The organism is Streptomyces sp. LUP30 (genome assembly GCF_001746365.1).
Classification (GTDB): Bacteria; Actinomycetota; Actinomycetes; order Streptomycetales; family Streptomycetaceae; genus Streptomyces.
In genome coordinates this window covers 291,314-312,661 of the sequence record NZ_MJAJ01000001.1, presented here as the reverse complement: position 1 = coordinate 312,661, position 21,348 = coordinate 291,314, and the positions used below count along the sequence as shown (strand labels likewise).

Sequence of the window (21,348 nt, the reverse complement as noted above, 5' to 3'; positions counted from 1 at the left end):
CTTCAAGAGAGCTGTCGGACGGCAGACGACGAGGACGAGGGCTACCGTCAGGAAGAACGCCGGGCCTGCCTCGGGTGGTCGACAACAGTGACTCCTTGATGAGGAGACATATGGGGGATGAGCGCCGCCGTCAGACACTCCGTCGGCCCGTGTCCGGGCAGGTGGCCGCAGCCTGCTCCCACGCCGCCCCGGCACCCGGCGCACCGTGGTCGGCGGCCAGCGGGCGGCCCTCGGTGTCGTGCCGGGCGAAGTACGACGCGGCGGGCCTCGTGCGGCGGGCATCCAGCACCATCCAGGTCCCGAGGACCAGTTGCAGCAGACCGCGTCCGACGTCCTCGGCCCGATCGCGGGCAGTGAGTGCGGCGCGTAGGAAGCACCTCGTCTTTTCCGGGACCGGCCTGTCTCGCGGGAAGAGCAGACAGGGAGCGCGGTGCGGGATGGAGCGGGTGTGGCTGACAGGTGAGTCGAGCACGTAGCGGGCCAGCACCTCACGGGTCGCGGCACGCATGACGACCGGTGCGAGGCGCCAGGCGGGACAGGGCCGGTTGGTGGCGACGCCGAAGGGGATGTGGTGGGCCTTCTTGGCGGAGAGGGCAGCCCAGCGTTCGGGATCGAAGCGCTCGGGATCGGCGTAGCCGGCGGCGTGGTAGTCGGGATAGCTGAAGGTGAGGACGGAGCCCGCCGGGATGGTGGGCAGACCGTCGAGGGTGATGTCCGCGGTGGTGATGCGGTGGGCCACCCCGAACAGCGGGAACAGCCGGAACGTCTCGTTCATGACGTACGACAGATAGCGGTCGTCGTCGGGTGTGGCCACCGCCTTCTCCTGTACCTCCGGGTGCTGGGCCAGGACGAGCAGGAGATGGGCCATCGCCTCCGACATCTGGACGACCGCGGTGTTGAAGAAGGTGCCCTGGAGGTAGAACGCCTGCTGGCGGGGGGAGAGCCCGGCGGGCAGTTCGTGCGGTACGTCACCGGCGGCCAGTCGGCACAGCAGATAGCGGGTCAGCCGGTTCCTGCGGCGCATATGGCGCGGCCGGGTGCACTTGAGCGCGTTGACCACGTCCTCGGCGTGGGCGACGATCAGGCGCCGGGTCTCGGCCGGACAGGGCTCCTGGAACACCAGCCCGTAGAAGAACTCGGCCCATACCGGCATCATCAGGTCGCGCAGCCGCACGGACCGGACGCTGTCCGCGTGCGCCGTCTCCAGAATGCGCCGGGTGGTCCGTGCAGCGGTGGCGTACATCTCGGCGGTGGGACCGGACAGGATGGCGAGCGTCCGCTGAGCCACCTCGTCGTAGCGGGCGCCGGCCTCCAGGTGCTCCTGGTGGACGTCGGCGCCGGGCGCGAGCCAGTACCAGAACAGGTCGGACAGTGCCGCGCCCTTGCTGCGGCCCCCGGCGGCGGCATGGCCGTAGATCTCCTGGAAGCGGTCGGGGCCGAAGACGGCGTTGGGGAGGGGGATGCCCTCGGCGCCGTTGACGCGGGCGAAGATCTTCATTCGCAGGGCGACGACCCGGCCGGGCAGCCAGGCCGGACAGGACAGCAGCAGCGCGCCGCCCGCGGCCAGCGCCGCTGCTGTCTTCCGGCTCACCATGTCCGCTCTCCTGTCCCCGGACGGCGCGGGAACCCGCGCTCGACCACCTGGTCGGCCGTGAGGTCCTGGGGCCGGTGTCCGCCGCAGAGGGCGAGCACCCGGCCGAAGTCCTCGCGCAGTGCCGTCAGCACCTCGCGCACACCGTCCTCGCCGCTCGTCGCCAGGGCCCACAGCACGGGCCGCCCCAGACCGACGGCCCGCGCTCCGAGGGCCAGGGCCATGGCCATGTCGGTGCCCCGGCGAACCCCGCCGTCCATGAGGACCGGCACGCGTCCGGCGACGGCCTCGGCTACGGCCGGGAGCGCCTCGACCGACGCCGGAGCGGCATCGAGTTGCCGTCCCCCGTGGTTGGACACGAGCAGCGCGTCCACACCCTGCTCGACGGCCACCCGCGCGTCCTCGGGATGCAGCACGCCCTTGATGACGAGGGGCAGGTCGGTCAGCTCGCGCAGCCGCCACAGGTCGTCCCAGCCGGCTGGCCACATGGCGATGTCACGCGTGCTGCCGGGCGCGGCACCGGGCAGGTCCCGCATGTTCTCGGCCGCGAGACCGGGCGGCAGGTCGTGAAAGCCGTTGCGCAGGTCCCGGTGGCGGGTGCCGAAGACAGGAGAGTCGACGGTGACGACGAGAGCGGAACAGCCCGCGCGCTCGGCCCGGCGAACGAGTGCGGTGGTGACCTGGTGCTCCGGTTGCAGATACAGCTGGAACCAGACCACGGCCTCCGGGTCCGTCGCGCGGGCCGCGGCGACGACGTCCGCGGCGGCGGTGGTGGCGGCCATGCTGGTCACCAGTGGGGTGCCGGTAGCGGCGGCGGCGCGTGCGGTGGCCAGTTCACCGTCGGGATGGGCGAGACGGTGGAAGGCGGTCGGCGAGACGAAGAGCGGCGCCGGCCACTCCCGGCCCAGCACGCCCACCCGGGTGTCGCGCTCGGCGTCGCCGCGCAGCACCCGGGGGAGCAGGGCCAGCCGGCCGAAGGCATCCTCGTTCTCCCTGAGCGCCGTCTCCTCGCCCGCGCCGCCGGCGAAGAAGTCGTAGTGCTCCGGACTCAGTTCCTTGCGGGCCAGGCGTGCCAGTTCGGCCGGATCGTGCGGACGGCCGGTCTCCGGTCCGGTCATGCCCGGGGCGCGGCGAGTGTCCCGCCGGCCGAGAGGTCGTCCCCGACGGACAGCCGGGAGCCGAGGAAGGAGCGCAGCGGGCCGACGTGGACGTCCGGATTGTCCCACTCGTTTTCCAGGTTCTCCGTGATGTGGTGCTCGGCGACGGGCTTGCCGGTGCCGTCCGGCAGGAACTGCCATACCGCGGGGTGGAGATAGCGCGCGTCGAGGCCGCCGGTGTCCTGCTGGGGCGTCCTGCTGACGGTGACGTCGAAGGGGTCGACCTGGTCGTGGTCGGCACCGTACTCGAGCGTGACGGTGAAATAGGAGGCCAGGTCCCCGAACTCGCCCCGGGCGGCGGCCTCGTGCAGATACGCCACCGGAACCTCGTCGCAGTAGCGCACCTCACCGTCGGTGCCGACCAGCACCGCGTCGCCGAGGAACCCGAACAGCTGCCACAGGGCCGAGGTGCGGTTGACCCGCGCGACAACCGCGTCGCTCACGGCGCCCGCGGCGGCGGGCAGGACGGTGTGCGGCCATTCCCGGTCGTGGTACCGGCGTTCGAGTATGCGGCTCAGCGCCTTCACGCCGTACCGGAAACCGTGGATGAAACCACTGGTGGACTTCTTGAAGTCGAGGGACTGGGTGATGGTGCCGGCGAAATAAAGATCGGGCACGTTCACGGATTCCCACGCATGGGTGAGCTGCGGAAAGCGGTCCTTGATGACGAGGTCGGGACGGCAGTCGCCATCGAACATGGAGGCATCGAAACGGAATCCGGTGGCCAGAATGACCCGGTCGTACGGGATGTCCTTCACCGCTTCCGCGACGCGCGAGAACTTCACGCTCACGATATAGGTGCCATCGAGTTTCCGCGCTATCCGCAGGATGTCGCCGTCCAGTACGGCGTTCTGGGACTTGAGCTGATAGGTGTCCAGGAAATTGTTGTTGACGGCCCGCAAATGTCCGACGAAATGTGTCCGCCAAGCCAGCTTGAGCGAGCCAGGTCCGGCAACGTGGATGACAGCGGCGGTCTCGATGAGATTGTCGGCGGTCTCGAACGCGGAATTACCGCGCCCGATGACGAGTACGCGCTGGTCGGTGAAGTCGGCAGGGTCGACGGACACCGTGTCGTATCGTTCGGCTTCCTCGGCGCCGTCGATGGGCGGTACATACGCCCGCGAGACACCCGTGGCGACGATGACCCGCCGAGCCCGCAGAACGTTGCCGCGCTGATCCGTCGCCGTGAACAGGCCGCCTTGGGGCCGCGTGACGCGGGTGACACGGTTGTTGAAGCGGATGTGCAGTTCCTGTGTCCGCGCGAAGTCCGCCAGGTAGCGGACGAAGTCGTCGGCCGGGGGGAAGTACCGCGGGGAGTAGGTGGTGAAGAGCGGGCCCGCGTCCGAGAGGAGGGAGTTCCAGTCGACACGCAGGCGCATTTCCGGATCGCTCCAGCCGGTGTGCACCTTGTTGGACGAGATAAGTGTCCGATGTCGGGGAAAACGGGTGAAGAAAGCTCCCGGCGCGTCACTCTCCTCAACGATGAGGTAATCTCTGTCGTTTTTCTCGAGGAAGTACCCGACTTGCAGGCCCGCGGGGCCACCGCCGATGACGAGATAGTCAACCTGTCCTAAACCAGACATGAGGTCGTCCTGCCTTCCGTGAGGGCGGGAAAAACGGTACTTGCCGGTTAAAGCACAGAGCCACCCCGTTTTCATGTGATGTAGGTCACACACCTCTCGGGGTGGTGCATTTGCCCTGTCGGTTAACGTGAGGCGTCATTGGCGGCCGAGTTCATCCGCCGTTCGACATGGTCGAATTCCAGCCATCCACGCCGGCTTTACGCCGGTTGTTTCCGGCCCAGAGTGGAGACGAAGTGGACGAAAAGTCCGGGGAAGTCTTTCCGCAAGCGTTCATCGACACGTTCCGCGACGCCCCCGATCTGCCCGCCTTCGAGTACGGGGGACGCGCCGTCAGCAGGGGAGAGGTGCTCGTCCTGATCGCCGGGTTCGTCCGGGGACTGCGGGGTGCGGGCCTGACCGCCGGAGCCCGCGTGGCCCTGGACACCGGTGTCACACCGGAGGCGTTCGCGGTCCGTGTCGCCGCCCATGTCCTCGGCTGCCAGGTGGTGGGGCTGCGCCCGGGGCTGACCCGTGAGCACCTCCGTGACATCCTCGCCCGCGACGTCGACGCCGTGGTGACGGACGATGCCGCGAGCCGGCCGGAACTGGCCGCCGAGGCGGGCGGCATACCACTGCTGGAGACCGGCGGCGCGCTCCGCCCTCCGGAGGGCTTCGTGCCCATCCCCGACGACCTCACGCCGCGAGGTGACCGGAACGGGATCGGCGTCATCCACCTCACCAGCGGGAGCACCGGTCGACCCAAGGGCACGATGGTGACCTACGGCGCCCTGTCCGAGGGGTGGAGCCTGCAGCCCGCCCGATGGGCCGACCGCACCCGACGCCTCGCGGCGCGGTACGCACGCTTCCTGCTCTTCGGCACGCTCACGAGCGCCGTCGTCTTCGAGCACCTGAGCCTGTCGCTGCTGGGCGGGGGCACCGCCGTCATACCGGACCAGCCCCTGCACTTCCCCGACGTGTTCGCCGACCGGCGCATCACCGCCTGCCTGACGACGGTGCCGCGCCTACACGGCATCCTCGACGCGGTGCGCGACCGGACCGTGGGCACGAGCAGTCTGCGCGCCCTCGTCGTGGCCGGTTCCCCCCTTGCCCCACACCGGCTGACAGAGGCGGCCGAGTTGCTCGGGCCCGTGGTCCACCATGCCTACGGCCAGACCGAGACGGGCATGCTCACCGTCCTCGAACCCGAGGAGCTCGTTGCCGACCCTGGCCTCGCCGACAGTGTCGGACGCGCTCTCGACACCGTCGAGATGACCGTGCGCGACCAGGACGGCCGGGACCTGCCCGTGGGCCGGACGGGCGAGGTGTGGGTGCGGATGGCGGACGCGTTCTGCGGCTACTGGGAGGATCGGCAGGAGACCGCGGAGGTCCTGCGGGACGGCTGGGTCCGCACCCGGGACCTGGGCCGGCTCGACGCGCTGGGGTACTTGCGTCTGACCGGACGCACACGCGACATCGTCATCGTCAATGCCATTCTTCACTACGCGGGCCCCATCGAGCGCGTCCTCGCCTCCCACCCCGACGTCGACCAGGCGTACGTGGTCGGGGTTCGGGACGACCGGACCGGCGAGGCGATCCACGCTTTCGTGGTTCCGCAGCCCGGAAGCGCGCCGGAGACAGACGCGCTGCTCCAGCTGGTGGCCCGGGAACTGGGCGAGGCCAGCGTCCCGGTCCGTGTCATCACCATCACCGAGGTTCCCATCGCACCCAGCGGCAAGCCGGACAAGGCCGCCCTGCGTGCGCTGCTGGAATCCCCCTGAGGAACCGATTTCACCCGATTTTTCATGCAGGATCTGTGTTTGATTCCGTGATGTCGGGTCGTGACAGCAGATAGTGGACTGGCACAGCCCATGGCCACTGGACCGGCAACGCCCTCGCCCGCCTTGCGGGGGCCCGAGCGGGCCGCAAAAGGCGATGCGGAAAAGTTCAGGCAGCCTGGTTCCGGTCACCGTGGCGGAAGTCCGCTGGCTCGTGTGGCAACCCATCCCGCACCCCCGCGCGCCCACCACTTCGCCTCCACGTAACGAGCTGGTCGCAATGGCGATGCAAGCGCCAAGCCGTCACCCGCCACTGCCCCTATGGGCGAGGAGCCCACTCGCTGGAGGGGCGGTCCGGCAAGACCGCCCCTGACATACCAGCGGCCAACTACACTGCCGACGATGCCTCTGACCAGCCAAGGTAGCGAACCGCTGCTGGAGTACTAGGCAGGAGATCGCCGAGCGAGTGGCTCGTCGCCCCATTACGCAGGTGGCTCCGCCTAGCCCAGCCCATCCCATCACGCATACCGATATCATCCCGCACGAATGGTCACGAAACGCACGCGGTATCAGCTCAGAGGGCCGCTGGCTGGAGCTGATGCGGCATGTTCCAGCCTTCGGCGAGTTTCGACGGATGGATGTTGTGTCCACCGCCGAAGAACTCGCAGAACTTCATGATGAGCGGGTCCCATCCGAGCGGGTCCACGTAGTGCGTCCCCGGAACGATCAGATCCTCCTCGACGTGGGCGCGAAGGACCTCGACCTGGAAGGCGGTGGCATGAGGAGTGGGACCGCCGAAGGGGTGCGCCGAGACGACCCTGCACTCCAGCTGGACCGGACATTCCGCGACCCGGGGCGCCCGAACCAGCTCCGATGCCTGCTCGGTCAGCTGCGCGGCCGAGAACTTGTCCGGCTCGTATCGGTAGCCCTGCTTCACCTTGTGGTCCGGCACGGCCGATGTCCCGGTGGTGAGCGCGATACGGTCAACGGCGTCGACCATCGCCGATGAGGGCAGGTTGAGCACGCATTCGCGTTCGCGCAGCAGGTTCGCGGTCGTCTGCCCGCTGTTGCCGAGACCGAGCATGCAGGACTGGCCCAGCCACCAGGCGGAGGACATCGGCGCGAGGTTCGCGGTGCCGTCCTCGTTGCGTGAGCTGATCAGCACCACCGGTGTCCCGAAGTACAGCACCTTGAGCCCGGGGACCACGTGCATTCGTTCGCCTTTCGCGGGATGTGAGCTGGAGAGACTCGCCATGCGGTGCACGAGCCGTCACCGACTCTCCCTGAAGCAAGCGAAGGCTGCTGGCGGCAATCGGACGTTGCGTTCCGGCAGGTCGGATCGATCACCCCGACCACGGACACCCACCGATCACGGGGACACGCTCCTGGTGCCGCGTCAGCCTACGTTCGCCCTGTAGTGCCTCAGCTCGCGGATGGCACAGGTCTCGACGGACGTGATGTCTGAAAACCGCCAGCATGCTCGCGGTCGGTCGGCCGAGAATCCGCTCATGATCGTTGAAACGCAGGGAATCCGCATCCGGCATCGCGGGCATGAACCGCAGGTCCATCCCACCGCCTACGTCGCCCCGACGGCCACGCTGGTCGGTGATGTCCGCGTGGGACCGAGGGCGCGGGTGATGTACGGTGCGGTGCTCGATGCCGAGGGGTCTCGGATCGAGGTCGGGGAGGCGGCGGTGATCTGCGAGAACGCGGTGCTGCGCGGGTCTGCGGTCGCCGGCGATCAGCCGGTGCTTGTCGGCGACCACGTCTTCGTGGGGCCGCATGCCACGCTGCTGGGCTGCGAGGTTGGCAGGTGCGTCTATGTGGCGACCACGGCGACGGTTCTGCAGCGCGCACGGTTGGGGGCTGGCTCGGTTGTCGCTGTCGGCGCGCTCGTCCATGCGCGCACCGTTGTGCCGGACGAGTACTTCGTGCCGCCGCACACCGTGGCGCTTGACGCGCCGGTGCGGCTGCTGGCCCCTGGTGATCCGGGCTGGGCCGAGGCCGTCGGCCGGGTGGGCTTCGCGCAGGTGGCGTTCGGTGTCGACGCGGAGTGGACCGACCGGATCAGTCGATACGAGCAGATCGCGGAGGTGCGCGTCGCCGAGTTCGGCACGCACGCGGACGATGAGGTTCTGAATCTCGGCTAGCGCCGCATCAGTGACCCTTGTGCTGTGCTGAGATGACGCACCGTCCGGATTCCACTGCGGCGGCGCGCGGCCGGCACGCTGTGCTGGTGGCCGAACGAGTACGTATCCGCGAGATCGATGACGACGAGGGTCGGCGGCTGCTGCGGATCATCCGCAGGGGCACCGGGTCGGTGGTGACCTGGCGGCGGGCCCAGATGGTGCTGCTGTCCGCGCAGGGCATGCCCGTGGCGAAGATCGCCGAGGTGACGTTCACCAGCGCAGACCGGGTCCGGGACGTGATCCACAACTTCAACGCCGACGGCTTCGACTCCCTCTACCCGAAGTACAAGGGCGGCCGGCCCAAGACGTTCACCCTCCCAGAACGCCGTGGAATCAAGAAGGTCGCCAAGTCCAAGCCGGCCGAGCACGGCCTCCCCTTCTCGACCTGGAGCCTGGCCAAGCTGGCCGACTTCCTGGTCGCCGAGGCGGTGGTCGACGACATCCGCCACGAGGGCCTTCGGGTCCTGCTCCGCGAGGAGGGCGTCTCGTTTCAACGCATAGAGACTTGGAGGCTGCGGAGGGGGCCGTGGCCCCCTCCGCGCGCGGTGGTCGGCTTCTGGTTCTACGCGGTGGGCAGTTGGTCGTACATCCGGAATGTGTAGGACGCGTCGTACGTCATCAGGTTGCCGCTCGGCGCCGGCAGGCCCAGTCGGCGGTTGAGGGGCCCTGTCAGGGGCCCGCAGTGTTCGGCGGCGGGGGCGGTGAAGGTGTCGTCGTAGGCCGAGAACTCGATGATCGGCGGATCCTGTGAGACCCACTTGGAGGGGCCCGACCGCTTGAGCTGGAAGTCGACCGGCGTGCTCGCCCCTATGGTGCAGCCGCGCGGCAGCAGTGGGCTCGACAGCCGCAGGCGCAGGCTCAACTGCCCGGCGTAGAAGTCGGACCGGCCCCCGTACTGCGGCTCGATCGCCAGGCGGAGCTGTCGTGGGTGCTCACCCGTGGCGGTGCCGGTGAGTCCGCCCGGAACGGGGGTGGGCACGCTGTGCATCGCGCCCCAGACCTGCGCCTTGGAGCCGTCGGACATCGGCCCCTCGGCGTGCGTCATGGTGATCGGGGCGAGCGCCACCTCGACCTTCCCCAACGTCAACCGGGGTGCCGCGGTGTGGACTTCGCACCGCCACAGAGCCGGGTCTGCGCCGGCCGGAAGGGCGGGGCAGTCGCTGAAGTCGGTGGCGGACGCCGGGGTGGCGGACCCCGGGTCCGAGGCGGCGTAGCTAGGGGTGTACGCCCCCACCAGCCCCGTCAGGGCAGCGGCCCCGGCGAGGGCGAGCGCGGCACGGCGGGGGAGCGACGGACGGCGGCCAACGGGCGTCGTGTTCAACATGAGCACAGCCTGCTCGCCACGACCGGGCAACCGCCATCGGTGACTCCCCCGCCTCGACCCTGAGCGGACCCTGACGCCGTATCAGGGGTGGTGGGCGATCCTTTTGCGGGTTCACGAGATGCTCCGCACGACGCGTCAGCGGCGCTTGCCAGGGCGCGCCACGCTTCACCACCCGGATCGGCGACGAATGCGGGGGTCCCGGCGTGTGGCCGTCATGACGACGTAGATCCATGGCGGCGGCGGGGGGCCACGCAATGACAGCGGCGCCGATCGCGGCCACGCCCAGCAGTCCTGACAGGCCCAGAATCGCCGTCCATCCGGCCTGTGTCACCGGCTTGGAATGCTCGACCGCGTCCTCGTGAGCGGTGTCGTCGTACCAGTCCTGAGCGTTCATGGCACCCCCTCCGGCAAGGACGAGCGGCGCCGTCGACGCCGACCGGGCAGGATAATCCGGGTGTGACCCTCACAGCGCGGCAGCTCACCCTGGCGACCCTGGACCGGCAGCTCCTCCTGGAGCGCAGGCGCCTCGACGTGGTGGAGGCGGTCCGCCAGGTCTGCGCCGTTCAGGCCCAGGCGCCCGCTTCGCCCTACCTGGCTCTGTGGAGCCGCGTGGAGGGCTTCATGCCCGAGGATCTCGACGCGGCCTTCACGGACCGCAGGATCGTGAAGGCGACTCTCATGCGGATCACCCTGCACGCCGTCCACGCAGACGACTACGCGCCGTACCACGCCGCCATGGTCCGGAGCCTGCGGGCGTCACGGCTGTACGACCGCCGCTACACCTCGACCGGGCTGAGCGAGGAGGACGCCGACACGCTGCTTCCGCGGCTCGCCGAGTTCCTGGCCCGCCCCCGCACCGGAGCCGACGTGGAGGCCGAGTTCAGCGAGAGCCTCGGTGGCGACGCGCACCGCCTGTGGTGGGCTCTGAGGACGTACGCGCCGATCCAGCACACCCCGACCGGCGCTTCGTGGTCCTTCAAGCTGCCGAACACCTATCTCGCCTCGGGCGTCGACCCGGCAGACGAGGCGAAGGACGCCACGGCGGGCGTACGGCGGCTCCTGATCTCCTACCTGCGGGCCTTCGGACCGGCGTCGGCACCGGACTTCGCACGCTTCACCCTGCTGGGACGGCCCGTGATCAACCAGGCGCTGAGTGATCTCCGCGATCAGGTGGTGCGCGTTCCCGGGCCGGCCCGCGCCGCACTCTTCGACCTGGCGGGCGCCACCGTGCCCGCCGAGGACACCCCCGCGCCGCCCAGGCTGCTGCCGATGTGGGACAGCACGCTGCTGGCCCACGCCCTCCCGGGGCGCCTGATGCCGCAGGAGTACCGACCGCTCGTCGTCCGGCGCAACGGCGACGTGCTGCCCACCCTGCTGGTCGACGGTCAGGTCGCCGGGGTGTGGCGCACGGCGGGCAAAGGCCTGGAACTGACCGCGTTCCGCAAACTCGACAAGGCGGCCTGGCGCGGCCTGACCGAGGAGGCGCGGCAGTTGTTTGCCCTGATCGCGGACAGGGACCCGGCCCCGTACCGCCGCTACAACCACTGGTGGGACAAGGGGATCCCGGGCGTCGAGAGCAGGACGGTCACGGTGGAGTGAACCGGGCCCGCATCAGGGCTTCCCAGGATCTCTCGCATGGCGAAGCGCAAGGTTCAGCGGCGGGTGCGGGCGATATCGGGGGAGGACCCCATGGCCGTGGTCCGGTGCGAGATCCACAAGGGGATCCCGAAACCGCCCGCGGACGTCCACCGCGCCGGGAAAGGGTCTGCTCACGCCGGGGCACCACTGGCTGCTGTACGTCGGGGCGGTCGCGTCCTTCTTCGTGATCGTTCCGATGATGCTGATCGACAGACGCGGTGACCGACTCGGCCGCACGCGATCGGAGCCGCGGTCGCGGCGGGGACCGGGAGGCTGCTCAACAGCACGTGACCGTAGGGTTGTTGACCGACAAGGGTCGGCAGGGGGCCATGGCCGCGCGGAGGACCCAGCAACGGCGTCTTCGACGGCGACTGGAACCTGAGCACGGGCCGGCTGCTCCTGGGCTGGTACTCACTCTTGCCCAACCCGAAGCGCCTGGTGATGCTGACCCGCGACCGCGTCTGCGTGGCCGTATCGCCTCGGCGCCGGCTGTCGTCCACGACGGCGGACGACTTTCGGATCGTCGCGGAATACCCGGTCTCCGAAGCCCGTGTGGAGGGCGGGGCCGGTCGGCCCCGGGGATTCGCCACGTTCCGGCTCCATTTCAGCGACGGCTCGTGGCTGGAGCCGGGCCGCCTGGCGGAACCCGACGACCCCGACAGGTTCCTGAGGGTTGTGGATTCGACCGCCCATGGCGTCGGGGTCGTAGGTGCCGGAGTGGGTTCGAGCTGGCCCCTGGGGCCGGGCGCTGGTTGGGCAAGGGCATCAGTTGGGCGGCATCTTCGGTGAGCCGCTTGAGGTGACGAAAGGCAAGCGTGCTGGGAGCCCCGTCACTCGCTGGGGTCGGCGGGCTGGCAGATGAGACGTTCCAAGACCTCGGCCCGGCCGCTGATCTGCGCGCGTGTGGCGGGTTCTGCCGCGGTTTCGTAAGCGTGGGGGCGCTATCGCGTCTGTGATTCGCAGGTGAAGGCGTGATCGGGTGTGGCCGGCGGTACGGGCCGAGCGGGTGGTGCTACGGAGGAGCCGGATGGAGCGTTTCGGGCAGCCGCGTGGCCTCCCGTGGGGAGCCGGGAGGCGCAGCGGGTCCTGTCGTGCACGGGGCGACAGGACCGGCCAAGGGGTCCTCCGCCTGGAATGGCGGGGGTGTGTCTATGGGCACACCATGCATCAGATACCAGCCACGGCGATAGATACCGGCCACGACTGATTCGAGCAATCGACGCGGGCGGCCGGCAGGCAGTCGTGGTGTAGACCGTCCCACGACTATTACGCGACGTGGGACGCCGGCACCACACAGCAGGTCCACCACCTGTACGCGACAAGACCCGTCGGTTCCCTGGCGGCAGCGCCCAGCCCACCGCGGCCATGGTGGACGCGCAGAGCGTGACCTCGGCCAACGTCGCCGAGACCGGCCAGGGCATCGACGCCGGCAAGAAGATCAAAGGACGCAAGCGGCACCTGATCACCGACACGCTCGATCTGGTACTGACCGTCCTGCTCATCACCGCGAAACGTGCACGCCACCACCGGCGGCAAGCGCCTGCTCGACGACTTGGCCGAAGCACATCCCCGCGTGACCCGTGACCAAGGTCTGGGCCGACGGCGGTTACCAGGACGGCAGTTTCAACTACGGCGCCGCCCTGGGGACGTCGCGGTGGTGCAGGGGCCACGTTCGAAGGGGTCGAGCCGCTGCCGTAACGGTGGCTGATCGAGCGGACCTCCGGCCGGCTGATGCAGCACCGCCGCCGGGAACGGGACTACGCGTCGGGGGGCTCCGGCAGGGCGAGCCAGTCCGACCGGGAGATCTCGCGGCCAGGGAAGCACGGCTGCTGGAACGGCCAGTCGGCGGCGATCCACTGCAGCACCAACTCGTCGAGGGCCTGCTCGACCTTGCTGCCCACCAGCGCGTTCACCACCCACCAGGAAACCTCGCCGTCCGCGCCGGCCCTTCCCGGTGGATCGATGTAGACGCAGCCGAGCAGAGCTGTCTCCGCCGCGTCGAACAGCGCGTAGTTGAAAGACTCGTGTGCGGCGATCTCCTTCTCGTGCCGCAACAGGTCGGCCTGGTCGGCCTCGTAGGTCATGGTGGCCGCGGGCCAGCCCCAGGCCGGGCCGAAGAGGGTCCACAGCCGCTCACGCGAACCCATCACGGCCGGATAGTCGAGCGGGGTGTCCGCCTCCCGGATCGGCCGCAGGTGATGACCGCCGCCCGGCAGTGGTACCAGGACGGGGTGGACGAAGTCGTCGGGAAGCCAGCTCATGGCGCCCGACCGTAGCAGTGCGCGCCCGTCCGATCCCCTAGGCGTCTAGGCGTCTAGGCGTCCCCCGCAGCCGTGCAGGACCTCGGCAATCCGACGGTTCATCTTCCAAGCTGTCCCGTCGTGGTCGTATGTGACCGCAGGAGCGCGGGCCGTGAAACGGCTCAGCGCGCCCTCCCCTCGGTCCCTCCCCGCGGCCTGCCCTGTGCGTATCGGCATTGCGCCTAGTTCCGAAGGCGCATCGCTGATGCCCCGTCATGGGGGCTGGACCGGGGCGTGTTTCGCCTGAGGGCGGGCCCGCCCTCCCGCGAGCCCTTCACCGCGCCCGCGCCCTCGTCTGCCAGCGGTAGCACGAATGCAGGCGTCGACTACCTGGAGGCGATGCGTGCCTCGGTCTCACCGATGGGCACGTCATGCCCGGCCTCGCACCGCACCGCGGGCACCAGCGTGGCGCCACAGCCGGCGTGGGTGAGTTCCACTCCGCCGCGCACGCCGTCCTCCGCGGGCTGCCCCCACCGCATCAGGGCCACGAAGAGCGGGAACAGGTCCCGGCCTCGGGCCGTCAGCACGTACTCGTACCGGGTGCGCGCGCCCGGCTCCCGGTAGGGGGTGCGCTCCATCAGCCCGTCGGCCACCAGCTGCCGCAGCCGCTTGGAGGCGACCGTCTCGGCGAGACCGGTGCGCCGTACCAGGTCATCGAACCGGCGCCCGCCGTAGAAAGCCTCCCTGACCAGCATCATTGCCGAACGGGTGCCGACCACTTGCAGTGATCTCTCCATGGCGCACCAGCCGGCCGCCGTGAAGGCGTCCCGGTCGGCGAACTCGCCCACGCGCGTGAACACTGCCTCTTCGCTCTGCCGGTCAACGCGTTCCATGCCCCCATCCTATCCTGGCTAGCGATTTCAGCAGTCAGGCTGCTACGTTCCTGGCTATGCAAAACAGCAGTCAGCCGTATGCGGCAGACGCCGCACACCCGCCCGCCCCAGCGCCCGCCACTCCTCCAGCCGGGCACGCCGCAACACCCGCCCCGCCCTGGCGAGGCGTACTCACCGTGTGCCTCGGCGTGATGATGGCGTTCGTCAACGTCTCGTCCACCATCGGCGCGCTCGGAGCCATCCAGCAGGATCTGCACCCCTCGCCCAGCACGCTGGTCTGGGTGACCAGCGCCTACACCCTCGTCGTCGCCAGCCTGGTGATGTCCGCCGGCACCCTCGCCGACCTGATCGGACGCCGCTTGGTCTTCCTCGCAGGCGCGGCCGTCTTCACCGCGGGCAGCGTGCTCGCCTACACCGCCGACGGCACAGGGCTGCTGATCACCGCTCAGGCGGTCATGGGCCTCGGCGGCGCGGCCGTCCTGCCCGCCAGCCTGTCGATCGTCAGCCACTCGTTCACCGATCCGCACCAGCGGACCAAAGCCATCGGCGCCTGGGCCAGCTGCTCCGGCCTCGGACTCGCCGTCGGCCCGATCGGCGCCGGCCTGCTCCTGAACCACTTCACGTGGCACTCGGTGTACCTGATCGACGTCGCCATCGGCGCACTCACCGTGCTCCTCACCCCGTTCCTCGTGACCGAGTCCAAGCACCCCACCCGGCGGCCGGACCTTCCCGGAGTCCTCCTGGGCACCATCGCGATCGCCTCAGCGACCTACGCGATCATCGAGGGCGGCTCCTCCGGCTACGCCTCCGGCCGCATCCTGACCATGTACGCCGTCTTCGCCGTCTCCCTCGCCCTCTTCCTGACCGCCGAAGTACGCCACCACGACCCCATGCTCGACCTGCGCCTGTTCCGCAACCCCTCCTACACCGCGGTGATGGGCGTCGCCGCGGCCTCCATGTTCGGCTTCGTCGGCACCTCACTGCTCGCCGTGCTGTACATGGAACGCGTCCAGCAGCTGTCCGCACTGGCAACCGGCGCCCGGCTGCTGGCCATGTTCGCCACCTACATCGTCGTCAGTGCGCTCTCCAGCCGCCTCGTCCAGAAGGTCGGCTTCACCCTCATGCTGACCGCGGGCCTCGTCGTGCTGGGCGCCGGAGCCCTCGCCCTGTTGGCCATCGGCCCCTTCACCGGCTACGACGCCCTGTGGCCCGGACTGCTCATCGCGGGCATGGGCTCCGCACTCCTGACCGCCCCCTCGACCGCAGCCGCGGTCAACAGCGTTCCGCGGCTGCAGGCCGGCATGGCCAGTGCCACGGTCAACATGTTCCGGCAGATCGGTTCCGTCCTCGGCCCCAGCGTCCTCGGCACCATCGTCACCACCCGCTTCCCCCACTACCTCGAAGACCGCCTGATCACCGCAGGTATTCCAGCCCCGGACGCCGCCCGCATCACCGCCGGCGCCGTCCATGGCGACGCGACCGGCGAACTGCCCGCCGCTCTCGCCCCCACCGTCACCGACGCCGCCGCACGCGCCTTCACCGACGCCGTCCACCTCGGCCTGCTGACCGGCGGCATCACCCTGCTCGTCGTCGCCATCCCCACAGCGATCTTCGTACGGCATCGCAACACGGCAAGTTGACGTAGCGAAGAGCCACCGAGCCACGGGAGGACGAAGACGGCTGTCGCGTGGGCGCGGGCGGCGCCGACAAAGGCGAAGCCAGCCGGGAGCTGGGCGAGGGTCCCGCGCCGCCGCGGGTGTGCCAGGCTGACGAGGGCTACGTCGGGGCGGCGGGGGCTTGCAGGGGCACCTCACCCGCACAGGCAGTGTTGAGCACGCACAGGCAGTGCTGAGCATCCTGCTGCACTCGGCCCGCCTGATGGGTTCCCTGCCCTACTGCAGTCGATCTGCTGCTCGCGCGGCATCGATGCCCAGTCACCTGGGTCGGCCTCGATCATGCGAACGTTCGCAGTGGTGGCGCCGGCGAGTTGAGCGAGCATCTTCTCGAAGTGGGCTCGCCGCACGCACTGCGGGAAGCCGGGGCCGACGAGTACCAGCACCCTGACTGAGCACCCCTCTGACGGCCGTCAGACACGTTGCCGGTCTCCCATGTCCCCGAACCGGATTCCGAGTAACCCTCATATGCGGGGGAGGAGGACCACCCATGCGGGAGTCGGAGTAAGCCCCGTCCCTCAACGCCCCCGCGTTGTCACCGGCCGTCGACAGCGTGAGCGCCGTGATGCCGGGTACCGGAGAGACCCGGCTGATTGTCCTGCGCGGTAACAGCGCCTCGGGGAAATCGTCTGTCGCGGACGGCCTGCGCGAGCGGTTCGGCCGCGGCCTGGCCCTGGTCGGCCAGGACAACCTCCGCCGTGTCGTCCTCCGCGAACGCGACAGCCCCCGCGCCGCGAACATCGGCCTGATCGACCTGACCGCTCGCTACGCCCCGGACGCCGGGTTCTACGTCGTCGTCGAAGGCTTGCTCGTGGGGACAAGGGGTGCGTTGCACGCTGCTCCCTCGAACACCGCCCACCGAGGGGCGGCGGCCCGGCCGGGTGCTCGTGGCCCGCTGCGTGCGGCTCGCCTCCCTGAGCCACGTCCTGATGCCGGGGATCACGATGCCCAGGGCGAGCCGATGTCGAGCGGCCAGCGGTGGCCGGGGTGCGGGCCGCCTGCGACGATCGAATCGAGGGGAGATCCAGGGCACGCCCGGGAGGTTCCATTGGCGCACACCCGAACACCGGACGTCCTGGTCGTCGGCGCGGGCCCGGTCGGGCTGACTGCCGCCGCGGAACTGCGGCGGCGCAAGATCGCCTGCCGGATCGTCGATCGGCTGCCGGCCAGGCTGCCGTACGCGAAGGCTGTCGGCATCCAACCACGCACGCTGGAGATCTGGGACCGGATGGGCCTGGTACGCGCCGTGCTGGACGCGGCAGTGCCGATGCGCGGGCAGCTGACTTACCTCAACGGTGTCGAACAGCCCCGGATCGACCTGGCACTGCCACCGGAAGTGCCCTACGGCTTCGCCGCGCTACCGCAGTATGAGACCGAGCGGATCCTGGAGGAATTCCTGACCGGCTTCGGCACCCGGATCGAACGCGGCACCGAGCTGCTGTCCTTCGCCCAGGACGCCGACGGGGTGACCAGCCGGCTGGTCGACTCCTCCGGTGCCGAGGAGGAGGTCCGCTCCCGGTACCTGGTGGGCTGCGACGGCGCGCACAGCGCCGTCCGCAAGGGCCTGGGGCTCGGCTTCGAAGGGGGTGCCTTCCCCGAGGAGTACATGCTTGCCGACGTCGAGGTCGGCTGGGACCTGCCGCACGGGTACGGCGTGCGCGCCATGCACCGCGCTGCCGACGGAAGCGTCGACGACGTGCTGGTGTGCATCCCGCTGCCCGGACCGGGCCGCTACCGGATGTCGATGGCAGTGCCCGCTGAGCTGTCGGCCACCCGGCAGGCCGACCGCCCCGAACCCGGCCGAGGACAGGTGGCACACGGCCTGGAGGGCGGCCCCGCGCCGACGCTCGCGCACATCCAGACAGTCCTGGACCGGCTGTCGCCGCGCCCCACCACCGCCAGAGCGATGCGCTGGTCCTCGGTGTTCCGCATCAGCCACCGACTGGTGGACCGCTACGGCCGGGGCCGGGTCCTCGTGGCCGGGGACGCCGCGCACATCCACCCGCCCACCGGCGCGCAGGGCATGAACACAGGCATCCAGGACGCCTACAACCTCGCCTGGAAACTCGCCCTCGCCGTCGAGGGCATCGCCGCCGACCGGCTCCTCGACAGCTACGACGCCGAGCGGCACCCGGTGGGGGCGGAAGTTGTCGGCCGCACCGTCCGGCACGCCACCGAGGGAGTCCAAGCCGACCCGGCGGACCCCGCCATCCTGATGCAGCGCGAAGCCCAGCTGCTCGTCGGCTACCGCGACAGCCCGATCGTGGGGCAGCCCGACGACGACCCACCCGGCCCGCAGGCCGGTGACAGAGCCCCCGACTGCACCGGCCTCGCCACCGAGATCGCTCGCTACCCGCTGCGCCTGTACGACCTCCTACGGGGCCGCGAACACGTCCTGCTGCTGTACGGCGACGACGGTGGGGCCGCCTGGGGGTTCGACGAACTCGCGGCGATCGCAACGACGCTGTCCCATGGACGGGTGGAGACCTGCGTACTGCTCGCCGGTCGCGCGTCCGCCGGCACCACCCGGCTGCCGGTCTACCGCGACGCCCGGGGCGAGTTCGCCCGCACCTACGGGACCCGTCGGAGCGCGGCCTTCCTCGTCCGTCCGGACGGCTACCTGGGCGCCCGACTCACCCCGCCGGACGGCCGGCGACTGACCGGCCACCTCGCGCAGGTCTTCCAGCCCGTGCGACAAGAACCCTCGAAGGGACTGGCCGGGCTTGGATGAGCACCAGGTCCGCCGCTACCCATGCTGGGCCCGCTGGGTCACCCTCGCGATGCTGGCCCACGCCTTCCTCGCCGTCGTCCGCGCCGACGAACACGCACACCGGCCCCCACCGGACGACCTGATCCCGCTGTCCTGCAACGAGATCTGCCGCCTGTTCATCGCGCTCGTCGTCCGGCCCGTCCGCGACGCGGCCCACCCCGCTTGCCTGTTCCGACTGGCGCCGCCACGAGGCACGATCACGCACCAGTCACTACCGGCGGCAAGCCGCATCCCAGACATGAAGATCACGATCTGCAGCTGGAGTATTAAAGGTTGTCCCGCAACCCTCCTGCGTGGCGTCAGGCTTCGTTGCGGTCCCGCGAGGCGTCCTATCCATGCTGGGCGTCGGAAACCGCACGCCACTCGTCCGCGACGTCGCGGGTTTCATCCAGGGCTGGATCGCGACTTCCGCCGGGTGCATAGGCCGGGGATCGATCTGCACGTAACGGCACGTGGGCGCAGTACCAAGCCCGCTTGGCGCCCGCTCGCTCCGCTTCCGTGCCGGTCCGGAGATACTCAAGCAGCGCCGTCATCACCCGACGGCGACCGAACGCGTAAACCGCCGGCTCGACGAACCAGCGGCAGAAGCTGGGGTCCGGGTCGTAGACAGCTGCGGCCATGAGCGGGGCGAAGAACTCCTCGGGCAGGCTGGCGCTCCCCAACAGCGGCTTGCGGACAGCATGGGCCAGGTGCCGAGCACGTCGAGCTTCCGGCACGTCTGTCCCGGTCTCCAGGTCCAGCAGTCGAGCCACTTCGGCTGCGCAGGACAAGAATGAGCGTGCTGCCGCCTCACGGCGATCGTCTTCGTCCATGACACGATTCTGGACTGGTCAATGCCTATGTGACACCGGCATGTTGGTTGCTGCTGCGTGATCTACAGCCTGTCGTGAGCTGCTTCCTCCAAAGTGAAACGATCACGTTGTGGCTGGTGTGATCACGGCGTCAGTGCCGTCCTGGATAGAGCCCTTCACGGGGCTGACCCCGCGCTGCTTCGCCAAGCTGGTAGCCGAGGTACGACGCGAGCGAGTTGCACATCAACAGCGCGGACGTCCCTGGAGTCTGCCGCTGGAGGACCGAGTCCTGCTGGTCACGGCCTACTGGCGCACGAACTTGACGATACGGCAGCTGGCTCCGCTGTTGGGGATTTCCAAGTCGGCCGCAGACCGGATCATCGACCACCTAGGGCCGCTGTTGGCGCTCCGGCAGCGAAGGCGGTTCCGTAAGGACACGGTGCTCATCGCGGACGGAACCTTGGTGCCGACCCGCGACCGCACGATCGCCGAGCAGTCCAAGAACTATCGCTACTCCACAGCCCACCAGGTCGTCATCGACGCCGACACCCGTCTGGTCGTCGTAGTCGGCCGGCCCTTGCCCGGAAATCGGCACGACTCCCGCGGTTGGGAAGAGTCCGGAGCCAAGGCCGCCGTTGGTACCACCATGACGATCGCCGACGGCGGCTACCAGGGGACCGGCCTGATCATCCCACACCGACGCGCCAAGGGGAGCGACCTGCCGGCCTGGAAGGAAGAACACAACCGCTCCCACAAGCGAATTCGCGCCCGCGTCGAGCACACCTTCGCCCGAATGAAGGGCTGGAAGATCTTGCGGGACTGCCGCCTCAAAGGCGACGGCATCTACTTCGCCATGCTCGGCATCGCCCGACTGCACAACCTCGTCCTCAGCGGATAGGCAACGACCTTCACGGCAGCCGAGCTCACCCGCACCAACTCGAAGATCACTTACGGGACAGCCTTTAGCCTCCCTGCTTCAGAGTAAGAGGAAGGGCATTGGAGGTCTGCGACTTCGACTGAACCCGGAATTCTGGGCTGCTGCAAACCCGGCGAGATTGTTGAGGATGCATGGGCAGCGTCCTACCGCCGGTGTCTGTGCCGGATCGTGGGAGCTCCCTAGCCACCACAGGCCGTGTCGTTGTTCTTCAGGGAGTGCGTGGTGTCGTTGAGCTGGTAAGAGCGCAGGTCCTGTATGGAACCTCCATTGCGCCCTACACACACACGACGGCCACTGTAGTTGTCGCTCTGGTAGACCCGTGCGGTCCTGCTTGAGTTATTGATGACGGAACTGCCCTTACTGCGGATGTAATCCGGGAGGTGACTGACGCTGCCGTCCGAGGCACGCTTGACGTACGGCTGCCCGCCAAAGTCGCTGTTCGGGTAAATGCACACGAAGCCCTGCGGGCACGTGACGCTGGCCTGGGCGTGTGTCCGGGCAGCGGCAGGATTGGCGGCATCTGCGGTGATGGGCACCGCCAGAACCAGTGCGGCTCCCAAGGACAGGACAGAAACGATCTTTCGAGTGGCGTGCATTACTCCTCCTTGATCTCGTGTCTCAGTGAACTGCGCTTGTTCCGCAGGCTCCCGGGCTGAGGACGATCGGCGGTGCCGTGCTGGGGCAAGCGATGGCCTGACGATGCCAGCGCCCCGGGGGGCGGGCGTCAAACGAGCGGGGTATCTTTGCGGTAAACCTCAGGGGTACCGCGCGGTTCGAACTCGCCTTGTACTGGTGAAGAGGCAGTGTT

General features: G+C 69.3%; 17 protein-coding genes and 2 pseudogenes. 9 read left to right on the top strand and 10 right to left on the bottom strand.

What is annotated here, in order from left to right; all coding sequences use genetic code 11:
* Positions 1-130 precede the first annotated feature (130 nt).
* From BG482_RS01365 to BG482_RS01355, 3 genes are read right to left on the bottom strand one after another with little or no spacing between them, the layout of a single operon-like run.
* A complete protein-coding gene (locus BG482_RS01365) occupies positions 131-1,594 on the bottom strand; it encodes a cytochrome P450 (RefSeq protein WP_069766916.1) in 1,464 nt (487 codons plus the stop codon).
* Positions 1,588-2,709, bottom strand: coding sequence for an alpha-hydroxy acid oxidase (locus BG482_RS01360; RefSeq protein ID WP_069766915.1), 1,122 nt, complete (start codon positions 2,707-2,709; stop codon positions 1,588-1,590). The genes BG482_RS01365 and BG482_RS01360 overlap by 7 nt, the downstream gene beginning before the upstream one ends.
* Positions 2,706-4,331 carry an NAD(P)-binding domain-containing protein gene (locus BG482_RS01355; protein WP_079141493.1) on the bottom strand — a complete coding sequence of 542 codons (1,626 nt, stop codon included), beginning with the start codon at positions 4,329-4,331 and terminating at the stop codon, positions 2,706-2,708. Before BG482_RS01355 ends, BG482_RS01360 begins: the two co-directional genes overlap by 4 nt.
* A 233-nt stretch (positions 4,332-4,564) precedes the next feature.
* Between BG482_RS01355 and BG482_RS01350 the strand changes: the two genes are divergently transcribed.
* Positions 4,565-6,088, top strand: a complete 1,524-nt coding sequence (locus BG482_RS01350; protein ID WP_256096154.1) for a class I adenylate-forming enzyme family protein — start codon at positions 4,565-4,567, stop codon at positions 6,086-6,088.
* A gap of 571 nt (positions 6,089-6,659) precedes the next feature.
* Here the strand turns inward: BG482_RS01350 and BG482_RS01345 are convergent.
* Positions 6,660-7,298: a flavin reductase family protein gene (locus BG482_RS01345; protein WP_069766913.1), complete on the bottom strand. Its 639-nt coding sequence runs from the start codon at positions 7,296-7,298 to the stop codon at positions 6,660-6,662.
* 295 nt (positions 7,299-7,593) lie between these two features.
* On the opposite strand from BG482_RS01345, the gene BG482_RS01340 reads away from it, so the two are divergent.
* The gene (locus tag BG482_RS01340) at positions 7,594-8,235 is read left to right on the top strand and encodes a gamma carbonic anhydrase family protein (RefSeq protein WP_079141490.1); all 642 of its coding nucleotides are present in this window, start codon (positions 7,594-7,596) and stop codon (positions 8,233-8,235) included.
* A gap of 86 nt (positions 8,236-8,321) precedes the next feature.
* Positions 8,322-8,801 (top strand): annotated as a pseudogene (locus BG482_RS01335) (helix-turn-helix domain-containing protein); the annotation flags it as partial.
* Positions 8,802-8,836: 35 nt separating this feature from the next.
* On the opposite strand, the gene BG482_RS01330 reads toward BG482_RS01335, so the two are convergent.
* Entirely contained in the window at positions 8,837-9,598 is a 762-nt protein-coding gene (locus BG482_RS01330; protein ID WP_069767048.1) for a hypothetical protein, read from the bottom strand.
* A 456-nt stretch (positions 9,599-10,054) separates the two neighbouring features.
* On the opposite strand from BG482_RS01330, the gene BG482_RS01325 reads away from it, so the two are divergent.
* Positions 10,055-11,197: a winged helix DNA-binding domain-containing protein gene (locus BG482_RS01325; protein WP_069766912.1), complete on the top strand. Its 1,143-nt coding sequence runs from the start codon at positions 10,055-10,057 to the stop codon at positions 11,195-11,197.
* 1,404 nt (positions 11,198-12,601) lie between these two features.
* The gene (locus BG482_RS45975) at positions 12,602-12,820 is read left to right on the top strand and encodes a transposase (protein ID WP_218108753.1); all 219 of its coding nucleotides are present in this window, start codon (positions 12,602-12,604) and stop codon (positions 12,818-12,820) included.
* A gap of 173 nt (positions 12,821-12,993) precedes the next feature.
* Here BG482_RS45975 and BG482_RS01315 read toward each other — a convergent pair whose 3' ends face one another.
* Together BG482_RS01315 and BG482_RS01310 are read right to left on the bottom strand one after the other, a co-directional pair.
* On the bottom strand, positions 12,994-13,497 hold the full coding sequence (locus BG482_RS01315) for a GNAT family N-acetyltransferase (RefSeq protein ID WP_069766911.1): 504 nt from the start codon (positions 13,495-13,497) through the stop codon (positions 12,994-12,996).
* A 365-nt stretch (positions 13,498-13,862) separates the two neighbouring features.
* Positions 13,863-14,369, bottom strand: a complete 507-nt coding sequence (locus BG482_RS01310) for a helix-turn-helix domain-containing protein (protein ID WP_069766910.1) — start codon at positions 14,367-14,369, stop codon at positions 13,863-13,865.
* Between the two features lie 176 nt (positions 14,370-14,545).
* On the opposite strand from BG482_RS01310, the gene BG482_RS01305 reads away from it, so the two are divergent.
* On the top strand, positions 14,546-16,009 hold the full coding sequence (locus BG482_RS01305) for an MFS transporter (RefSeq protein WP_256096152.1): 1,464 nt from the start codon (positions 14,546-14,548) through the stop codon (positions 16,007-16,009).
* A gap of 568 nt (positions 16,010-16,577) precedes the next feature.
* On the opposite strand, the gene BG482_RS01300 is transcribed toward BG482_RS01305, so the two are convergent.
* Positions 16,578-16,877 (bottom strand): hypothetical protein, encoded by a 300-nt coding sequence (locus BG482_RS01300; protein WP_069766908.1) that lies wholly within the window; start codon positions 16,875-16,877, stop codon positions 16,578-16,580.
* A gap of 213 nt (positions 16,878-17,090) precedes the next feature.
* Between BG482_RS01300 and BG482_RS01295 the strand changes: the two genes are divergently transcribed.
* Both BG482_RS01295 and BG482_RS40300 read left to right on the top strand, forming a co-directional pair.
* The gene (locus BG482_RS01295; protein ID WP_069766907.1) at positions 17,091-18,773 is read left to right on the top strand and encodes an FAD-dependent monooxygenase; all 1,683 of its coding nucleotides are present in this window, start codon (positions 17,091-17,093) and stop codon (positions 18,771-18,773) included.
* A pseudogene (locus tag BG482_RS40300) lies at positions 18,766-19,054 on the top strand (IS701 family transposase); the annotation flags it as partial. The gene BG482_RS01295 and the pseudogene BG482_RS40300, both read left to right, overlap by 8 nt.
* Positions 19,055-19,141: 87 nt before the next feature.
* Here the strand turns inward: BG482_RS40300 and BG482_RS40295 are convergent.
* Positions 19,142-19,624 carry a hypothetical protein gene (locus tag BG482_RS40295; protein WP_256096151.1) on the bottom strand — a complete coding sequence of 161 codons (483 nt, stop codon included), beginning with the start codon at positions 19,622-19,624 and terminating at the stop codon, positions 19,142-19,144.
* A 109-nt stretch (positions 19,625-19,733) separates the two neighbouring features.
* Here BG482_RS40295 and BG482_RS01285 point away from each other — a divergent pair, with 109 nt between their 5' ends.
* Complete coding sequence (locus tag BG482_RS01285) at positions 19,734-20,501, top strand: IS5/IS1182 family transposase (protein WP_069766905.1); 768 nt, start codon at positions 19,734-19,736, stop codon at positions 20,499-20,501.
* Positions 20,502-20,719: 218 nt separating this feature from the next.
* On the opposite strand, the gene BG482_RS40290 is transcribed toward BG482_RS01285, so the two are convergent.
* Positions 20,720-21,136: a peptidase inhibitor family I36 protein gene (locus BG482_RS40290; RefSeq protein WP_079141489.1), complete on the bottom strand. Its 417-nt coding sequence runs from the start codon at positions 21,134-21,136 to the stop codon at positions 20,720-20,722.
* Between the last annotated feature and the right edge of the window lie 212 nt (positions 21,137-21,348).

Excerpts from the sequence above, each read along its gene's own strand:
- BG482_RS40290 (WP_079141489.1), bottom strand. The coding sequence starts at position 21,136 with ATGCACGCCACTCGAAAGATCGTTTCTGTCCTGTCCTTGGGAGCCGCA.
- BG482_RS01365 (WP_069766916.1), bottom strand. The coding sequence starts at position 1,594 with ATGGTGAGCCGGAAGACAGCAGCGGCGCTGGCCGCGGGCGGCGCGCTG.
- BG482_RS01360 (WP_069766915.1), bottom strand. The coding sequence starts at position 2,709 with ATGACCGGACCGGAGACCGGCCGTCCGCACGATCCGGCCGAACTGGCA.
- BG482_RS01310 (WP_069766910.1), bottom strand. The coding sequence starts at position 14,369 with ATGGAACGCGTTGACCGGCAGAGCGAAGAGGCAGTGTTCACGCGCGTG.
- BG482_RS01315 (WP_069766911.1), bottom strand. The coding sequence starts at position 13,497 with ATGAGCTGGCTTCCCGACGACTTCGTCCACCCCGTCCTGGTACCACTG.
- BG482_RS45975 (WP_218108753.1), top strand. The coding sequence starts at position 12,602 with ATGGTGGACGCGCAGAGCGTGACCTCGGCCAACGTCGCCGAGACCGGC.
- BG482_RS40295 (WP_256096151.1), bottom strand. The coding sequence starts at position 19,624 with ATGGACGAAGACGATCGCCGTGAGGCGGCAGCACGCTCATTCTTGTCC.
- BG482_RS01330 (WP_069767048.1), bottom strand. The coding sequence starts at position 9,598 with ATGTTGAACACGACGCCCGTTGGCCGCCGTCCGTCGCTCCCCCGCCGT.
- BG482_RS01340 (WP_079141490.1), top strand. The coding sequence starts at position 7,594 with ATGATCGTTGAAACGCAGGGAATCCGCATCCGGCATCGCGGGCATGAA.
- BG482_RS01345 (WP_069766913.1), bottom strand. The coding sequence starts at position 7,298 with ATGCACGTGGTCCCCGGGCTCAAGGTGCTGTACTTCGGGACACCGGTG.
- BG482_RS01355 (WP_079141493.1), bottom strand. The coding sequence starts at position 4,331 with ATGTCTGGTTTAGGACAGGTTGACTATCTCGTCATCGGCGGTGGCCCC.